At 62.3% G+C, this 17,737-nt stretch carries 15 protein-coding genes; 3 read left to right on the top strand and 12 right to left on the bottom strand.

Going from position 1 to position 17,737, the window contains the following annotated elements; all coding sequences use genetic code 11:
* Positions 1-22: 22 nt before the first annotated feature.
* The 9 genes from PD885_RS07720 to trpB form a co-directional block, all read right to left on the bottom strand.
* Positions 23-451, bottom strand: coding sequence for a group I truncated hemoglobin (locus PD885_RS07720; RefSeq protein ID WP_002810241.1), 429 nt, complete (start codon positions 449-451; stop codon positions 23-25).
* On the bottom strand, positions 451-1,323 hold the full coding sequence (locus tag PD885_RS07715) for a DUF3034 family protein (RefSeq protein WP_002810253.1): 873 nt from the start codon (positions 1,321-1,323) through the stop codon (positions 451-453). Before PD885_RS07715 ends, PD885_RS07720 begins: the two co-directional genes overlap by 1 nt.
* Complete coding sequence (locus tag PD885_RS07710) at positions 1,320-3,683, bottom strand: putative bifunctional diguanylate cyclase/phosphodiesterase (protein ID WP_002810255.1); 2,364 nt, start codon at positions 3,681-3,683, stop codon at positions 1,320-1,322. The genes PD885_RS07715 and PD885_RS07710 overlap by 4 nt, the downstream gene beginning before the upstream one ends.
* Positions 3,680-4,369, bottom strand: coding sequence for a methylamine utilization protein (locus PD885_RS07705; protein ID WP_002810257.1), 690 nt, complete (start codon positions 4,367-4,369; stop codon positions 3,680-3,682). Before PD885_RS07705 ends, PD885_RS07710 begins: the two co-directional genes overlap by 4 nt.
* Positions 4,370-4,572: 203 nt before the next feature.
* Positions 4,573-5,511, bottom strand: coding sequence for an isopenicillin N synthase family dioxygenase (locus PD885_RS07700; protein ID WP_002810262.1), 939 nt, complete (start codon positions 5,509-5,511; stop codon positions 4,573-4,575).
* A gap of 125 nt (positions 5,512-5,636) precedes the next feature.
* Positions 5,637-6,986 (bottom strand): phosphoglucosamine mutase, encoded by a 1,350-nt coding sequence (gene glmM / locus PD885_RS07695; RefSeq protein ID WP_002810265.1) that lies wholly within the window; start codon positions 6,984-6,986, stop codon positions 5,637-5,639.
* 130 nt (positions 6,987-7,116) lie between these two features.
* A complete protein-coding gene (gene accD, locus PD885_RS07690; protein ID WP_002810266.1) occupies positions 7,117-8,001 on the bottom strand; it encodes an acetyl-CoA carboxylase, carboxyltransferase subunit beta in 885 nt (294 codons plus the stop codon).
* Between the two features lie 282 nt (positions 8,002-8,283).
* Positions 8,284-9,090, bottom strand: a complete 807-nt coding sequence (gene trpA / locus PD885_RS07685; protein ID WP_002810267.1) for a tryptophan synthase subunit alpha — start codon at positions 9,088-9,090, stop codon at positions 8,284-8,286.
* A gap of 212 nt (positions 9,091-9,302) precedes the next feature.
* Complete coding sequence (gene trpB / locus PD885_RS07680) at positions 9,303-10,520, bottom strand: tryptophan synthase subunit beta (protein ID WP_002810282.1); 1,218 nt, start codon at positions 10,518-10,520, stop codon at positions 9,303-9,305.
* Positions 10,521-10,625: 105 nt separating this feature from the next.
* Here trpB and PD885_RS07675 point away from each other — a divergent pair, with 105 nt between their 5' ends.
* Both PD885_RS07675 and PD885_RS07670 read left to right on the top strand, forming a co-directional pair.
* Positions 10,626-11,540, top strand: coding sequence for a LysR family transcriptional regulator (locus PD885_RS07675; protein WP_002810291.1), 915 nt, complete (start codon positions 10,626-10,628; stop codon positions 11,538-11,540).
* An 883-nt stretch (positions 11,541-12,423) separates the two neighbouring features.
* Entirely contained in the window at positions 12,424-13,860 is a 1,437-nt protein-coding gene (locus PD885_RS07670) for a hypothetical protein (RefSeq protein ID WP_145954053.1), read from the top strand.
* A 307-nt stretch (positions 13,861-14,167) separates the two neighbouring features.
* Here the strand turns inward: PD885_RS07670 and PD885_RS07665 are convergent, their stop codons facing one another.
* Positions 14,168-15,151, bottom strand: a complete 984-nt coding sequence (locus PD885_RS07665) for an IS5 family transposase (RefSeq protein WP_088056763.1) — start codon at positions 15,149-15,151, stop codon at positions 14,168-14,170.
* A gap of 119 nt (positions 15,152-15,270) precedes the next feature.
* Between PD885_RS07665 and PD885_RS07660 the strand changes: the two genes are divergently transcribed.
* Positions 15,271-16,076, top strand: a protein-coding gene (locus tag PD885_RS07660) for an IS5 family transposase (RefSeq protein WP_088056761.1) whose coding sequence is annotated in 2 segments (ribosomal slippage) — positions 15,271-15,601 and positions 15,601-16,076 — 807 coding nt in all. Because the reading frame shifts where the segments join, the coding sequence is not laid out codon by codon here.
* A gap of 117 nt (positions 16,077-16,193) precedes the next feature.
* Here PD885_RS07660 and PD885_RS07655 read toward each other — a convergent pair.
* Positions 16,194-16,862, bottom strand: a complete 669-nt coding sequence (locus PD885_RS07655; protein ID WP_002810299.1) for a phosphoribosylanthranilate isomerase — start codon at positions 16,860-16,862, stop codon at positions 16,194-16,196.
* Positions 16,859-17,632, bottom strand: a complete 774-nt coding sequence (truA, locus tag PD885_RS07650) for a tRNA pseudouridine(38-40) synthase TruA (RefSeq protein ID WP_002810301.1) — start codon at positions 17,630-17,632, stop codon at positions 16,859-16,861. Before truA ends, PD885_RS07655 begins: the two co-directional genes overlap by 4 nt.
* Between the last annotated feature and the right edge of the window lie 105 nt (positions 17,633-17,737).

Below are 17,737 nucleotides of genomic sequence, written 5' to 3'. Positions count from 1 at the left end.
CACAACGCGCACGCAGGCGACGTTAATGATTGACAATTTCGCCATGCATGGCCGCCAGACGCTCCAGCAAGCGATTCTGCGTGCGACGAGGGATGTGGCGCTGATCCATCGCCCAGTTCAGATCCTCGACCAATGCGTTGAAGTCGCCCTCGCGAATCGCCAGATGCGCATGCGCCTGTTTCATCGACTTGGCGGTATCCGGGCACGGCCCATCGGCGACATGGCAGAACTTCTGCACCAGGCGCTCATTGAGCATGACGATGTTAACGCGCGCGAACTTGTCGACGATGCGTTGATCGTCGGCAATGCGCGACAACATGGTTTCCACCAGCGACTCGATCCCGGCCTGCCCGCCGAGCTCGTCATAGAGCGTCTGGCGCGGTGGCGTGGTGGCGCAGGCGCTCATCAGACCCAGCACGCACGACAAAGACCAGCGCAGCCATCGATTCATCAAAACGCTACCTGCAGGGAAAGATAAGGACCGCTCTGATCACTGAGCGTAGCGACATCGCCAAGATCGGCCCAGGCTGCGGTCAACGACACATGTTTGCTGGGAAACCAGGCTACGAAGGCATCCGCCCAGGCCTGTTCGCCCGCAAAGCCAAGATTATTGGGCTTGTCGCGATATTCAACGCCCACCGCCCAGGAGGGCGACAATATGACGGCAGCACTGGCTTCGGCCACCAACCGATAGCTGTTGCGACGATCGCCACCGAAACCCAGCAAGCCGGTCTGATTGGCGCGCGTTGCGCGTAGCGTGCCATTGAGCAGCAACTGATAACTGCCAGCCCCCTGCAGGAACAATCGACTGGCGCTGATGAAGACATCGGTGCCGTGATCGTCGCGCGCACCGATGGCCAAGGGCAGCGTGCCGTCGCGCAGGCGTTTGTACTGCACGCTGAGACTGACTTGAGGCGCGTGCCCGTACACAAGATCACCGTACAGACGCAGCTTGGCGCCGACTACATCCTGGCCGAGCGCATTCCACGGCAGTCCAAGCCGATCCTGCAATGTGCCCAGGTCCAGACGCTGACGCGCAAGCGAGAGTTCCAGCCGATTTCCGACGGTGAGCGCGGCACCTTGCACGTCAAGCCGGTAATCGCCGCTATCCACATGCGTGGCGAACAGCACGGTGCCGAGTTCATCGCGCGTGCCATAGCCGGACAACGTGGCCCAGGGCACGATGCCACCTCCGCTGCTGCCTTCAATCATCGATACGCCGGCAGTGGCGAGCAGACGCCCGTCCCCGGCAATTGCGTACGTTGGTGTGCTCACCCCGCCCAATACCGCGGCAACCAGCGCGACGCGTAGGTAGTACTTCATCGTTGCGCTCCTACCTGTGCTGCCGGTGGCATTCCCAGCTGGCGCATGCACCAGGCTACCAGCGGTGCGTCTTCCAACGGCGGCGCGTACAGATAGCCTTGCACCATGTCGCAGCCATAGGTGCGCAACAGCGCCAACGCGGTGGCGTTCTCGACACCTTCAGCGATCACGCTGAGGCCGAGGTTATGGCCTAGATCAATCGTGCTGCGCACAATAAATGCATCGTCAGTGCCTTCGGCCAATTGCATGACGAAGCTCTTGTCGATCTTCAATTCGTTTACCGGCATGCGCTTGAGTTGGGCCAACGAGGAATAGCCAGTGCCGAAGTCATCAATGGACAAGCGCACACCGACACTGCGCAACTGGTGCAACATGTGCAGCGCGGATTCGATATCGCGCATCAAGGCGCTTTCGGTCAATTCCAGCGTGATCGATTGCGCCGGCACTGCGTGTTGTTCCAGACGGTCACGCACGAAATCGGGCAAGCCAGGGTCGGAGAGGTCGAGTGCGGACAGATTGATCGCCATGCCCAGTTCCAAGCCCTGCCTGCGCCATTGCGCCTGGCAGCGCAGCGCCTCATCCAGCACAAAACGGGTCAGCGGATGGATCACGCCGGAATGCTCGGCAAGCGGAATGAATTCGTCTGGGCCAATCGGACCGAGCACCGGGTGTTGCCAGCGCACCAGCACTTCCACCTGTTCGACGTGATCGGTGCGCAGACAGATCTTGGGCTGGAAGCGCAAGGTCAGCTCGTTGCCGCCGATCGCCTGACGCAGATCGCCAGTGAGTCGCAAGCGCCGCAAATGCTGCTCGTCCAGGCCCATGCGATACACGCTCACGCCAATGGTGGTTGCATCGCTGACCTGACGCCGTGCGATATCGGCGCGACGCAACAAGGTGTCCGGATCGGCACCATGCTCGGGAATCAAAGCAATGCCGATGCTGGCTTCGAGTTGGATACGTGCCTGCGGCAATACCAATGGGCGACGCAGTTGCAGCAGCAAGCGCTGCGCGTCCTGCTGCACGCTAGCCGCATCGACCTGCGTCACCACGACCATGAATTCGTCGCTGCCCAGGCGACCGACCAGGTTCGGCTCCTGCACCACATCGACCAGCCGGCGCCCGGCTTCGACAAGCACTTGGTCGGCGAAGTCGTGGCCCAGGCTGTCGTTGAGTTCCTTGAAGCGCTCAAGGTCCAGGATCATCACCGCGGCGGTGCCGCCGGAAGCCATGGTCTGCTCCACCACCTGTTTCAATCGCTCCAGCAACCAGATGCGGTTGGGTAGACCGGTCAAGGCGTCGTGCCGGGCCTGATGCAGGATGTGCTGCTCGCGGCTGGCGATCTGTTGCTGCATACGCCCGAAGCTGTCGGCCAGCTCGGCGAGTTCGCGACCGGGCGGCACCTGCACGGCGGTGTGGTAATCGCCACGCTGGATGCGTCGCGCCGCCTGCACCAATTGCGCGACCGGCTTGCTGACGCTGCGTGCGAGGAAAATCGCCACGCCCAAAGCCGCGGCGGTGGCCAGCCCAGCAAGCAGCAGGATGCGCAGTTTGAGGGTGCGATACGGTGCGACCGCGCGATCCAACGATGCCTGCAAGGCGACCCGCACGTGGCCGCCTTGAATCGACTGCAGCTTGACCACATAGCGCGACTGGCCCAATGTCAACGGGATCGAAGCAGCGTGCATCTTCTCCGCACTGGGCAATTGCTGAGCGAACTCTGCAAGCGCCGCCTGTTCCAACGTTGATGCCAGCACGCGCACGGGCGGGCCGTCGGTAAAGAAGGTTGCATCCAACCCGGTGGTGCTGCGGAAATCTTGCGCCAGACCATCGCCGGACTCGTTGCCGATCGCGATCCAACCCACGCGGCTCGGCGCGAGCACCTGCACCACCGCCAACCGCACGATGTGCTGATCCAACGCAACCACACCCACCGCGCGCCCATCAAGCTGCGCCTGCTGCAACAGGGCCTGCACCGCACGCAATTGTTCGGCTTGCGGCAGATCGGCCAACCCGGTCAAAAATTCGCCATCCGGCGACAACAGTACTGCGGTCTGCGCCGACATGCGCGCGGCATGGTTGCGCAATGCCGATTGCATGGTCTGCACATCGCCACTGGCCACCGCCGCACGAAAGCCAAAATCATCAGCCAGCACGGAAGCCGACTGCATCAGTTGCTCATCGCGCCGCACATTGATGCGTTGCCAGACGCGCTCGCCAATCTGCAGTTCTTCGCTGAGCTGTGCCTTGACGCTGCGCTCGGTCGCCAGTTGCACTGCGATGAAAGTCAACGCCTGCGTGGCCAGCACGACAAGGACCAGCAAGGCAGCGATGCGCGTATGCAGGCGCATCGCCTTCATGGATGCGTCTTCTTCGGATCGGCGCGGCGGAATTTATCCTGCAGCGCGCGCGCGCGCTCATCCGACGGCGCAGCTGCCGGCGCAGCGCCGGTGGTCTGCAAGGTCACGCGGCGTTGCACTGCAGCGCGCGCAAGCACCAACGGTTCGGTCGCCGCAGCACCCTTGATGCGTGGATGCCAGACGCGCAGCGTGTAGTTGCCCGCGGGCGCCTCAAGTTGCACTCCGCCAGCGCTGCCGGTCTTGCCGAAGTAGGGCGTCTCCAGTACCACGATATAGCCCAGCATCCAGTCGTGGATATTGCAGCCGACCGTCACCAGGCCGGCCTGATCAAAGCGAACCGACGCAGCCGTGGTGCCGTGAAATAGGGGCAATTCAAAACGTTTGGCCGGAGAGAATGAATAGACTTGATGGCGAATCTGATCTTTATTCGGAAAGCGCACCAATGTTCCGGCGCGCACCACCAGCACGGCAGGCACGAACTGCGAATTGATCTGATCCATCTCCGCAGTCTTGGATACGCTGGCGGCGACAGGACGCGCCGGCTCCAAGCTCACCACCGCATCGATCAGTACACCATCGGCATCGGCCACGGTGACACTGACAGACGTCGCCGCGACAGACCCCGCAACGGCATACGCCAATAGCACAGGGACCACACTCACCCATTTGAACCATCGCGTCCGCATGCGCCCCCACCTTTTGCAATCGGCAGCGGGCGTCAGGCAAGTCCGACGTCGCGCTAGCGATCAGACTGGATTATCGGCACAAGTGAACGCAAGCTTTAATCAGACGCGAGCGGAACTTTGCGAACGAAACTGTGGCGCCCGTCCTTGCTCATGTTGCGAACGCGGCTATTCGAAGCGCGCGGCAATTGCTGACGAGCGCTGAATTATTTCAGCTTGATCTCGCGCAACCGCTCTTCCAGAAAGCCATGCGCAGTGATCGGCTCAGGGTATCGACTGGGGTTGTCAGCAGTGATGCACGAGGGCAGCACGTCGATCAGGAAGTCCGGATTGGGGTGCAGAAAGAACGGTACCGAATAACGCGGCGTGCGCGCTTGTTCGCCCGGCGGATTGACCACGCGGTGGATGGTGGACGGATACACATGGTTGGTCAGGCGCTGCAGCATGTCGCCGATATTGACCACGATGGTGTCGGCGTCGGCAGTGAACGGCACCCAATCGCAATCGTTGGAACGCACTTCCAAGCCGGCGGCGCTGGCACCGACCAACAAGGTGATGAAGTTGATGTCGCCATGCGCACCGGCACGCACGTTGGGAATGTCGTCGCTGGTAATCGGCGGATAATGGATCGGACGCAGGATCGAATTGCCGTTGTTGGTCTTGTCGACAAAATAGTCTTGCGGCAGGCCGATGTGTAGCGCCAGCGCCGACAACACGCGCGAGCCGAGTTGATCGAGCTGCTGATACAGACGGTAGCCGCGCTCGCGGAAACCGGGCACTTGCTCAGGCCACAAATTCGGCGGCATCACCGCGCGGTGGGGCGAATCATCCGGAATTTCGCGGCCGATGTGCCAGAACTCTTTCAGGTCGAAGTGCTTGGAATCCTTGGCGGTCTCCACACCGAACGCGGTATAGCCGCGTGCACCACCACTACCTTCCATTTGGTAGCGGCGCTTGACGGCTTCCGGCAGCGCGAAGAACGCTTTGAACACCTCGTAGGCCGCATCGACGTCAGCCTGTGCGATGCCGTGGTTACGGATGCCGGCAAAGCCCCACTGCCGATAGGCCGCTCCGAGCGCGGCGACGAAGGCGTCGCGATCGCTGTCGAAACGGGTGATGTCCAGGGTCGGGATGCTGGCGCTCATACGGACATCTGCAGTCGAACTCGAAAAAGCCGAGAGAAACACCTACTGCTCAGATCAGCAGGCGATACAACAAGTAGAACGTCGCGGCCTTCGCAAAGACCACGCAGATGCCGATGATCACCGACTCACGCCGCGTCACGCACAGCTCCGGAGAGTCGGTCGAGGGTGTCCTGCATCAGGCCGGCGTCGTCGGCTTCCACGGTCACGCGCACCACCGCCTCGGTGCCGGACGGACGCAGAAACGCGCGGCCTCGGCCCTGCACAGCGGCTTGCGCCTGCTGCAGCGCTTGCTGCACGCCGGCTGCTTCTACAATGGCCTTGGCCGCGCCGCCGTCGAGGCGCACGTTGACGGTTTTCTGTGGCACCTTGCTCAGACCGCTCAACGCTTCGCGCAGGCTTTGTCCATCGCGGCCCAGCGCTTCGAGCACTTGCAACGCGCTGACGATGCCGTCGCCGGTGGTGGCACGATCCAGGCACAGCAGATGGCCGGAGGTTTCTCCGCCCAGCGTGCCGCCGCCTTCGACCAAGGCATGGTGCACATAGCGGTCGCCAACCTTTGCGCGCTGAAACGGAATATTCAATGCGGCCAGCGCCTGTTCCAGCCCGTAGTTGGTCATCAATGTGCCAACCACGATGCCGGTGAGCCGGCCGCTGGCCTGCCATGAGCGAGCCAACACATACAGCAGGTCGTCGCCATCGACCGGATTACCTTGGTCGTCGGCCATCAGCACGCGGTCGCCGTCGCCGTCGAAGGCGATACCCAGGTGCGCGCCACTCTCGCGGACCTGGGCGGCAAGATTATCGATATGCGTGGAGCCGACACCGGCATTGATATTGAGACCGTCCGGCGCAGCGCCGATGACCACCACCTCTGCACCCAGCTCGCGGAACAGCATCGGTGCGATGTGATAGGTCGCGCCATGCGCGCAATCGAGCACCATCTTCAAGCCATGTAAGGTGAACCCACGTGCCACGCTGGCCTTGCAGAATTCGATATAGCGGCCGATGGCATCACGGGTGCGGATCGCCTTGCCCAGACGCTCGGACTCCACGGTGTGGAACGGCTCATCCAGCGCGGCTTCAATGGCCGCTTCGGTAGCGTCATCGAGCTTCTCGCCTTCGGCCGAGAAGAACTTGATGCCGTTGTCGTAATGCGGATTGTGCGAGGCGCTGATCACCACGCCGGCATGGGCGCGCAACGTATTGGTCAGAAACGCGATGGCTGGGGTCGGCATCGGGCCGATCAGTTGCACGTCGGCACCTGCGGCAACCAGGCCGGCTTCCAAGGCTGCTTCGAACATGTAGCCGGAAATGCGGGTGTCCTTGCCGATCAACACCAGCGGCCGCTTGCTGCGCCCCTGGGTGAGCACACGGCCGAGCGCATTACCCAGACGCAGCACAAAATCGGCCGAGATCACGCCCTGCCCCACCCGACCGCGGATGCCGTCGGTTCCAAAATACTTGCGGCCGCTCATGGGGCCGGGACCCGGGACCCGGAACCCGGGACCAAGGAGCAACCGCCAGACACGGAAAGCATCGCCCGGCAAAACGCGTCTTCGCCGAGTCCCCGGTCGCGGGTTCCGGTTCCAACCGCCACTACTACCGTCACGCTGCATCCTCCTGCGGATGCGGCTGACGCATCATCATCGCGGTCAGATCGGCGATGCGGTCGCGCATGTCGCGGCGGTCGCAGATCTGATCGATGGCGCCGTGATCGAGCAGGAACTCCGAGCGCTGAAAGCCTTCCGGAAGCGTTTCGCGCACAGTCTGTTCGATCACACGCGGGCCGGCAAAGCCGATCAGCGCATGCGGCTCGGCGATGTTGATATCGCCCAGCATCGCGAACGAGGCCGATACGCCACCGGTGGTTGGATGGGTCAGCACCGATACGTACGGCAGGCCAGCTTCGCGCAGGCGGCCGAGCGCGGCGGAGGTTTTGGCCATTTGCATCAGTGAAAACAGGCCTTCCTGCATGCGCGCGCCGCCGCTTGCGGAGAAGCAGACGAACGGGCATCCGACTTCCAACGCTAATTCGGCCGCACGCGCGAAACGCTCACCGACCACCGAGCCCATCGAGCCGCCCATGAAGGCGAAGTCGAATGCCGCAGCGACCAGCGGATTGCCCTTGAGCGTACCGCGCATGGCGATCAACGCGTCGTACTCGCCGCTGCTCTTCTGGCTGGCCTTGATGCGCTCGCCGTAGCGCTTCTGGTCCTTGAACTTGAGCACGTCGACCGGGCCGAGTTGGGCGGCGACCTCGGTGAGCGGGCTGTCCACATCGAACAGTGCGGCAAGGCGCGCGCGGGCGCGGATTGCCATGTGGTGGTCGCATTTCGGACACACCTCGAGGTTTTCCTCGAGCTCGGGGCCGTACAGCGCGCTACCGCAATTGCTGCACTTTTCCCACAGCCCTTCGGGGACGCTGCGCTTCTTGGCCGGGGTGTTCTCGGTACGGATGCCAGAGGGCATCAATTTGCTGAGCCAACTCATGCGTGTATGACAATCCATGCAGGGCGACCTTGTGGGCCGCAGAAGGGCGATAGTCTAACGCGCTGTGGGAATGCCGAGATAGCGGGAGTAATGAATGTGAAGTAGGGCCGCTGGCATCTCGCCGGCCGAACGTTTGGGTGATGTTCTTTCAAAGCGCTGGGCGCGGGCTGGTTTCGCCGTGCACTAGGCGACATTTTTGTCGATGAAGCTTTCTGGTTAAGGCGCGAGGCTTCGCCCTTACCTCTCCCTCTCGCCCTGGCCCGGGCGAGAGGGGCTTTAGTTTCAGGATTGGTCCAAGGCTTGGCGCAACGGAGTCAGGAAGGCTTCAGCGCGTTCGCGGACGGTGCTTACGTCGGTGGCTTCGGCCAGGGCCGCGACCAGGGCGCTGCCGACCACCACGCCTTCCGCATCCACTGCCATTGCGGCGGCGCTGGCAGCGTCCTTGATACCGAAGCCGGCCACCACCGGCGCGCCAGTACGCCGGCGCAACTGCCGCAGGCGGCCGCTGGCAGTGTGGGTGTCGAGCAGATTCGAGGCGCCCGTAACGCCGGCGAAGCTGACGTAATACAAATAGCCCTGCGCGCTGCTGCACAGCATGTCCAGGCGTTCTTCGCTGGTGGTCGGCGAGGCCAGTGCGATCAGGGCCAGGCCGACGTCGGTGAAGATGCCGCGGGTTTCGGCGGCCTCTTCTGGCGGCAGGTCGACCAGCAGCAAGCCGTCCACGCCAGCGGCGACGGCGGCCTCGGCAACGCGCCGCGTGCCGTGGATCTCGATCGGGTTGAGATAGCCCATCAGCACTATTGGCGTGATGGCATCCTCGCGGCGGAATTCGTGCACCGCTTCCAGCACATAGGCCAGGCCGGCACCGCGACCCAGCGCGCGCTCGGAGCTGCGCTGGATGGTGGGGCCGTCGGCCATCGGGTCGGAGAACGGCACGCCGAGTTCGATGACATCGGCGCCGGCACGCACCAGTGCATGCATCACCGGCACGGTGGCTTCCAGCGACGGGTCGCCGGCAGTGATGAAGGGAATGAGCGCCTTGCGGCCAGCGGCACGCAGACGTTGGAAGGTTTCGTCGATACGACGCATTGAAAGACCTTGCAGAAGATTAGATGCGGTGCGACCGCATCAATGGGTGTCCTGATACATGGCTGCGGGCAGTTCAGTGAACGCCTGCGTGTCAACCTCTAGGTCGAACTGTCCAGGCACGACAGCCGCAGCCGTTGTTTTCCGGGCAACCGCGGATCTGTGGTGCCCTGGTTGATCCGCCAGGGCGGTCACAGTGACGCGCCGCAGCGGCATCAGACTCGCACGCCTTCGCGCTCGGCGATGGTGTGCATGTCCTTGTCGCCACGGCCGGACAAGTTGCACAGGATCAACGCGTCCTTAGGCAGCTCGCGGGCGAGCTTGATCGACTGCGCCACCGCATGGCTGGACTCGAGCGCGGCCAGGATGCCTTCGGTATGCGCCAGCAGATGAAACGCAGCCATCGCTTCATCGTCTGTGATGCCCTGATAGACCGCGCGGCCGCTGTCGGACAGGAACGAATGCTCCGGACCGACACCCGGGTAATCCAGGCCTGCGGAGATCGAATGGGTTTCAGTGATCTGGCCATCGTCGTCGCAGATAACGTAAGTGCGATTGCCGTGCAGCACGCCGGGGCGCCCGGCCACGATCGAGGCGGCGTGACGGCCGGTGGCGATGCCGTCCCCGGCCGCTTCGGCACCGTAGATCTTGACGCCCGGGTCGTTGAGGAAGGCATGAAACAGGCCGATCGCATTGCTGCCGCCGCCGACGCAGGCGCTGATCGCATCCGGAAGGCGGCCAAAGTCTTCCAGCATCTGTGCGCGCGCCTCGCGACCGACGATGGCATTAAAGTCGCGCACCATGCGCGGATACGGGTCCGGGCCGGCCACGGTACCGATGATGTAAAAGGTATCCTGCACGTTGGTGACCCAGTCGCGCATCGCCTCGTTCAGCGCGTCCTTGAGCGTGGCCGAGCCCGAGCTCACCGGTACCACCGTCGCACCGAGCAACTTCATGCGGAAGACGTTGCTGTTCTGCCGCTCGATGTCGGTGGCGCCCATGTAGACCACGCATTCCAGACCCAGCCGCGCGGCGACCGTGGCACTGGCCACGCCGTGCTGGCCGGCACCGGTCTCGGCGATGATGCGGGTCTTGCCCATACGGCTGGCCAGCAAGGCCTGACCAATGGTGTTGTTGATTTTGTGGGCGCCGGTGTGGTTCAGGTCTTCGCGCTTGAGCAGGATCTGCGCCCCGCCCACTTCGCGACTCAGGCGCTCGGCGTGATAAATCGGGCTGGGCCGGCCGACGTAGTGCTTGAGATCTTTGTCGTATTCGGCAATGAAGGACGGATCCTGGCGCGCCTGATCGTAAGCGGCAGCCAGTTCCTGCAACGGGCCGATCAAGGTCTCGGCAACGAACCGGCCGCCGAATTTGCCGAAATGGCCGGTAGCATCCGGATAGGCATGAAAGTCACTGATGGGCTGGGCCGACATGGAATCCTCTGCAGCAATGCGATCGTACAAGGAACGCCACTTTAGCGCAGCCACAACGAGCGATACATCTATAAGATTGCCGCGATCTGTGATCTGGAGTCACACGTGAGCCTATCACTTCCGCCATTAGCAGCGCTGCGCGCCTTCGAAGCGGCTGCGCGCCTGCAAAGCGTCAGCCGGGCCGCGCAGGAACTACACGTGACCCATGGCGCTATCAGCCGGCATATCCGCACGCTCGAGCAATCGCTGGGTGCTGCATTGTTCGCAAAGCAGGGGCGCGGTCTGGTGCTGACCGCTGCAGGCACCCGACTTCGCGAGGCCAGCAGCGAAGCATTCTCGTTGCTTGGCAGTGCCTGGGCCGAACTACGCCAGCGCAGCGGCGATGCGCCGCTGGTGCTGGGCTGCTCCGGCAGCGTGCTGGCGCGCTGGGTCATCCCGCGCTTGGCCAGGCTGAACATAGATCTGCCGGACATCCGCTTGCACCTGGTCGCTCAGGAGGAAGACCCGGATGAAGCGCTTTCGGGCTTGGACGCAGCAATGCTGTTGGCGACATCGCCCTGGCCCGGCGATTGGCACGTGCATACGCTGGGGGATGAGCGCATCGGACCAGTCCTCAGCCCGCGCCACCCGCTGGCGGCGACATTGCAACAGGCACCGCCGCAGGCATTGCGCAACGCGCCTTTACTGCAGGTGCGGTCACGGCCGCAGGCATGGTCACAATGGGCGCAGCAGGCAGGCGTGGAGTTGCCTGACAGCGCATTCGCCGCGGAATTCGAGCATTTGTACTACCTGCTCGAAGCGGCAAACGCCGGGCTGGGCATCGCGATTGCACCGCAGCCACTGGTCTCGGAAGACATCGTAGCCGGCCGACTGCTGGCACCGTGGGGCTTCTTGGCGACTGGCGGCCAGTGGATGCTGGCTAGCCCGCGCCGCGGTAAGGACCCGCGCGTTGATCGGCTAGCGCATTGGTTGCAACACGCTCTGGAATCTCCTGCGCAACCCGACACCGAGGGAGGCTGAGTGCGCGTTGCGCATCCCTGGTACGCAAGTTCGCACCAGGCCAACGGCCCAGCCGCGACGATGCACGCAGTGCGAGAAGAGGATGACGCCCACGCGACTCCTATTAAGCAAAATTCGGCCCACCTACTCTCAAGTCGCTTCGGTTATGTATGCATCAATTCGCTGCAACGCATAAGCCGCTAAAAAAATCTCCCAAACTCCAAGCCGTATATGTTGATTTCGAATCGAAATAAGCAGTCGAGACCATGTCTAGGCCGCAAGCAGGAACCGCAATTTCCTGGCCGTCCTTCGATGCATTTGCGCGACGCAGCGAGCGCCCGCCAAGCAGGCTTGGCCGCGCCGATGACGGAGGCACTGCCTTGGGCTTTGTTGCGCCCCCTGCACGGAATTATCCGCGGATTGATCGTAGGAGCATTCAACCGATGCAGCATTACTCCGGCATGTCAGCCGGATAAGTCCGCAATCAGGCAGATGCAGCGGACTTCGTACTCACATCGCATGGTGCCGGGGCCGAGCACATGCACCATGCGCCACCATCGTCGGCGTGGCCGACGTACCGATCGGAGCTGAAATGCCTACGAAAGCACAACACTCGACAACGTTGCGATCTTTTTTCAGCTCGCCTCCGGAAAATATGTATGGCAACGAAGACCAGACCAACATAGCGGCCAACACCGCAGAACACTTGCCGGCCGCAACACCGGGATCCGGCGGATTGCCGAGCACCCGCCCTCCGCGCAGGCCAGCATCTCGCGGCGAACCCAGCTCTCCCGGTCACATCACGCGGCCGTCCCCGGGGACGCCCACGACAATTGATCTAGAAATCGGCCAACGCTCTTTCCCGCCGCCCTCGCCGACGCAAGCGCAAGGCAGCACCAGCAGCATGCAGCAAAAAAGCAGACAACTCGCAGCGCACACAGGAGCTTTGGCGTACAGGACGGGAGCCGCTTGCCGTAACGGTCTTCAAAAGTGCGGCGAAGAGATAGCCAGCCAATCCAGAAATGCGGCGCAGAGCGTCCATGACAAACTCTTCGCAGGCATGAATCACACCTCGCAGAGCCTTATGATAGCAGCCGATTCGATAAGGACCATCGCCCAGGATTTGCTGCTGGACCGGCTACCCAGCCGTACCGCCTTGGGAGCCTACGCCGGCCACTCCCTGCAGCAGCTGGCGACCTGCGGCATTCCCACCTTCGCGCGCGAAGTCACGATGTTGAACATCTACAGACTCCTGGCGAACTCCAAATTCGCCAGGGAAAATCCGTTCGCCATCGTCGGCATGCAGAGCGTGGTGTCGATGATGGCGATCCTGGCGCATGCCAAGGTGCGTCAACCACGCATGCGACGCGACCAGATCGCTGCGGTTAAAGGCCATTTCGGCCTGAGCGATGCGCAATGGGACGCTCTGCCCGAAGCGGAAAAAACCGAAAAAATGGCGATTCAGCGCGCTGATTCGCGCCGCGTGAGCGCCAATCAAGTCATCGCTGAAGGTGGATTTCTGACGATGACTTCGTTGGCTGCAGCAAATGGCGATTGCACGATCCCCTCTCAAGTACTAGCGACTCAGCTGCGCAACATCGTCTATGCGGGAATGCGCGAACTCATGCAGGCCAGCGTCAAACTGGTAGCGACCCGAGGACCGTCGACCAGCGGCGTCAATGACCAAAACATGAGTTCAATGGCCACCGCTTACTCGCTCACCACCTTGCTGTCCATCTCCTCCGCCAATTTGGCGGCTGAAAGCATCAAGTCGAGTATAGAACTGCGGATACCGGGGCACACGAGTGAATTTGGAGAATTCGCCGCGATTGCCGCGGTGCGGGCAGTGTTCAATAGTGCCGTGGAAGTAGTAGACGCGGCATTGGCCAAGCACTACGAGACCAAGCAGGTCGGCGGGGAACAAATCTTCAACGTCGGCGACAAGCTGCCGATGACCGACCACGATCGCGTGCTGGACCACTCTATCGCGCGTTTTTCGTGGAATCAGTTGGCCGGTATGATCAATCTGGCGATGCAGAACGTTGCCATGTCCAGCAACTTGGCAGCGCAAAACGCTTCAGCCTCAAATTTCTTATACGCCACATCCACGGCCGCGTCGTACGGGCTCTCTTATCGCAACACGAACCAAACCTATCAGGCACACGCCAGGGTGCGCAGTGCGGTGGCCGCGCAACGCCAAGGGGCCGCTCTGGAGGCAATTGTCACAACACCGGAAGCCGTTGCGCCCAGCAGTGGACAGTGGGCGCGGAGTCAGCCGGATCAGACACCTGCTGCCGAAATACAGGAGATTGGCAGCTCCTCGACGACGATCAGTGAGTGAATTGAGCCCCCGCTCGGATAGACCATGCTGGCGGGGGCCAACGGGAACGCGTGGGCGAATCGCAGCACTGCGAGAACTAGCGCACGAATGCATTGCAATACGCGTTCTGCAGCGCCCCGGTAACCAAACCGGCATGGCGCCCCGCTGCAGCTTCGCGTGGGCACCTGCCTCGGGAGCTTTAGGAAAGGTCTGAACAACGCACCAGACCTCTAAAATTCGAGCCTGCTGCGTGCCAATAGCGCACAGAGTTGATGCGTACGATACGATTTCTACGGTTTCTTGCGGCGTTGGCTGGCGCCAGACAGCATTATCCCCTGGCCGGCAGCAACTGCCGGCGCACCATCCATAGATTGGATAGTGCGAACAGGGTCAGCACATGCGCGGTGTTCTTGGCCAAGCCGCGATAGCGGACCTTGGTGTAGCCAAACTGGCGTTTGATCACGCGGAATGGATGCTCCACCTTCGCACGCACACTTGCTTTGAAGTATTCCCAACGTTCTTCCTGGCGGCGCTCGCGTTTGTTGCCAATGGCTTGAATCGTCGAACGCTTGGCGGCAATGAAAAAACCAGCCTTGAAAAAACCAGCCTTGCAGGTCTGCAGTTCTTCGCGTTTGTCCGCACCGGTGTAGCCGCTGTCGCCGAACACACTGTCTTCTTTGCCGTGCAGCAATGCGTGGGTCACCGTGACATCGGCCACATTGGCAGCCGTACAACGGACGTGGTGCACCAGCCCGGAAAACTCATCCACGCCGATGTGTGCCTTCATCCCAAAATACCACTGATTGCCTTTCTTGGTCTGATGCATTTCAGGGTCGCGCGCGCGGTCGGTGTTCTTGGTCGAACTGGGCGCAGCGATCAGGGTTGCATCGACGATCGTGCCGGACCGCAGGCTCTGACCCTTGCGCACCAGATCCGCGTTGACGGCCTCCAGCATCCGCGCTGCAAGGCCATGGGTTTCCAGCAAGCGGCGAAAGTTGAGAATCGTGGTCTCGTCGGGAACATTGTCCAAACCACCGAGCCGGGCAAAACGGCGCAAGGTCCGGATCTCGTGCAACGCTTCTTCCATCGCCGGATCGCTCAACGCATACCACTGCTGCAGCAAATGAATCCGCAACATCGTCGCCAGTGCGTACGGCTGTCGACCAGGCCGCCCCGACACCGGATAGTGCGGCGCGATCAGTCCGAGCAAATGCCTCCACGGAACCACCTGCTCCATCTCGGCCAGGAAGATCTCGCGGCGAGTCTGCTTGCGCTTGCCCAAACCTTCAGCGTCACCGAACTTCAGTTGCATGGATGACTCCTCAACGTAGGTGTGTAGTGTCGCGCATTTGAAGTGCGTTGTTCAGAGGTTCCTTAGAGCGTCTAACAAACCCCCTTGAATCTTGTCTCGCCGGTGGCAAAATTGCGGACATGACACGTCGCAAAGAGATCCCCATTGCGCTGTGGAAGCGCATCGAGCCGCTGATTCCGCAAGTGAAGCGTTCGCCCAAAGGTGGACGGCCGCGTATCAGTGATCAGCAAGCCCTCAACGGCATCGTCTATGTCCTGCGCACGGGCGTGCCGTGGGAAGACCTGCCTATGGAGCTGGGCTACAGCAGCGGCATGACCTGCTGGCGCCGGTTGCGTGATTGGCAGGCCGCCGGTGTGTGGCATCGTCTGCATCAGGTGTTGCTGGCCGAGCGACGTCGCGCTCAGACGCTGGACCTGAGCCGAGCTGGTCTGGACGCCGCTAGCGTAGCCTCCCCCCGGGGGGCCCATATACCGGGCCGAACCCGACCGATCGCGGCAAACGCGGCAGCAAACGGCATCTGATCGTCGATCGCAACGGCATCCCCTTGGCGGTGTGCGTCACCGGCGCCAATCGGCACGACTCAGTCGTGTTCGAGGAGTTGATCGACGCCTTGCCGCCAATTGGTGGCAAACCAGGGCGCCCGCGACGTTGGCCAGACAAATTGCACGCCGACAAGGCTTACGACATCGACCGCTGTCGCGCCTTCCTCAAGCAGCGCGGCATCATTGCGCGGATCGCACGCAAGGGGATCGCGCGCAACGACCGGTTGGGCCGTCATCGCTGGGTCGTCGAGCGCACCCATGCCTGGTTCGCAGGCATGGGCAAACTGCGCATCCGCTTTGAACGCCGCATCGATCTCCACTTGGCGTTGCTCTCGCTTGCTTGCTCCATCGTCTGCTTACGGCTTCTTCCTGGGTTTTGTTAGCCGCTCTTAGTGTCGGACGCAACGTGGCCCGATGTCGAACAGGCCCAGGCTTTGACGCACGTCAACGCGCCGCGCGGACGATGCCGCGAAGTGCATGGCAATCGGCTGTCGGCTGGATCAGCTCATTTCGTGGCAGTCAGCGCGGCGCACTTCGTCGACGAACTTGCGCATCTTGTGGCCGTCCTTGATGCCTGGCGCCAGCTCCACGCCGCTGGACACATCCACGCCCCACGGCAACGTCGCCACGATCGCGTTGAACACGTTTTCGTCGGTGATACCGCCAGCCAGCAGAAATGGGCGATGCAGACCGGTCGGCAAGCGCGACCAGTCGAAGGTCTTGCCGGTGCCGCCGCCTGCGCCGGGCGCATGGCTGTCGAACAGGAAGCCGGCGGTATTGGGATAAGCGAGCTGCAAGGTACGCGCGTTGGCATCTTCGCCGTTCACGCCAGCGCTGCCCATCGGCACCGCCTTGAGATACGGCAAGTTGAAACTACGGCAGAACGCGTCGTCTTCTTCGCCATGAAACTGCAGCAAGGTTGGGCGCACGGTGCGCACAACTTCGCGCACTTCTTCCTTCAAGTTGTTGCGGAACAACGCCACCACATCGACCATCGGCGCGGTGGCCTGGCGCATTGCGCGCGCCTCGGCCGGTGCCACGCGCCGCGGGCTGCCATGCGCAAAGATGAAACCCACCGCGTCCACACCCAGCTCGCCGGCCAGTCGGATATCACCGGCGCGGGTCATGCCACAGAACTTGATACGGGTGCGGTACAGCGATCGATTCATTGGGTCACCTCAGCGGGCAGATGCCACTCTGCAGGATACAGAGGCCCGATAAATACCAGACCTTGTGGCGGCGCTGTCGGTCCGGCCATAGTGCGGTCACGTCCGGCGAGCAACGTCGCGATCCAGTCGGCCGGCTGCTCGCCGGTACCGACCAAAATCAGCGAGCCAACAATATTCCGCACCATGTGATGAAGGAATGCATTGGCCTGCACTTGCACCTCTACCACCTCGCCGATGCGCTGCACGGTGATAGCCTGCAGGTTGCGGCGCGCATGCAACGCTTGGCACTGCACACTACGAAATGCGCTGAAGTCGTTCTCGCCCAGCAAAGCCTGCGCTGCGGTATGCATGGCATCGGCATCGAGTGGGCGGCGCTCCCAGCTCAAGGTCTGCCGATACAGCACAGGGCGTATCTGACGATTGAGCAGGCGATAGCGATAACGGCGCGCGCGCGCGGAAAACCGCGCATGAAAGTCGGCGGGCGCCAGCACGCACCAGCGCACCGCGATCGAAGGCGGCAGGCGCGCGGTGGTGCCGAGCATCCAGCCGCGCGGTTGGCGGCACGCATCGCTGTCGAAATGCACCACCTGGCATTCGCCATGCACGCCGGCATCGGTGCGGCCTGCGCAAACCACTTGCACCGGTGCGTCAGCCACCGAGGACAACGCCGCCTGCAGGCTGGCCTGCACGCTCGGCCCGCCATGCGCGCCCAACTGCTGCCAGCCCTGAAATTCGCTGCCGTCATACTCCACGCCCAGCGCGTAACGCATCGCTACCTGCCTGTTGTTGAATCGATTGAGTCCGCGGACCAACAGCGGCTAACAAAAAGCAAGCGCGCGGACGGCAGGGAAAGACTCACAGTCTACGAGCGATAG

Origin of the sequence: Xanthomonas fragariae, from assembly GCF_900183975.1 — a bacterium.
In the GTDB taxonomy this organism is placed as follows: Bacteria; Pseudomonadota; Gammaproteobacteria; order Xanthomonadales; family Xanthomonadaceae; genus Xanthomonas; species Xanthomonas fragariae.
Note: the sequence above shows the minus strand (reverse complement) of the source record. Positions and strands in the feature narration are given on the sequence as shown.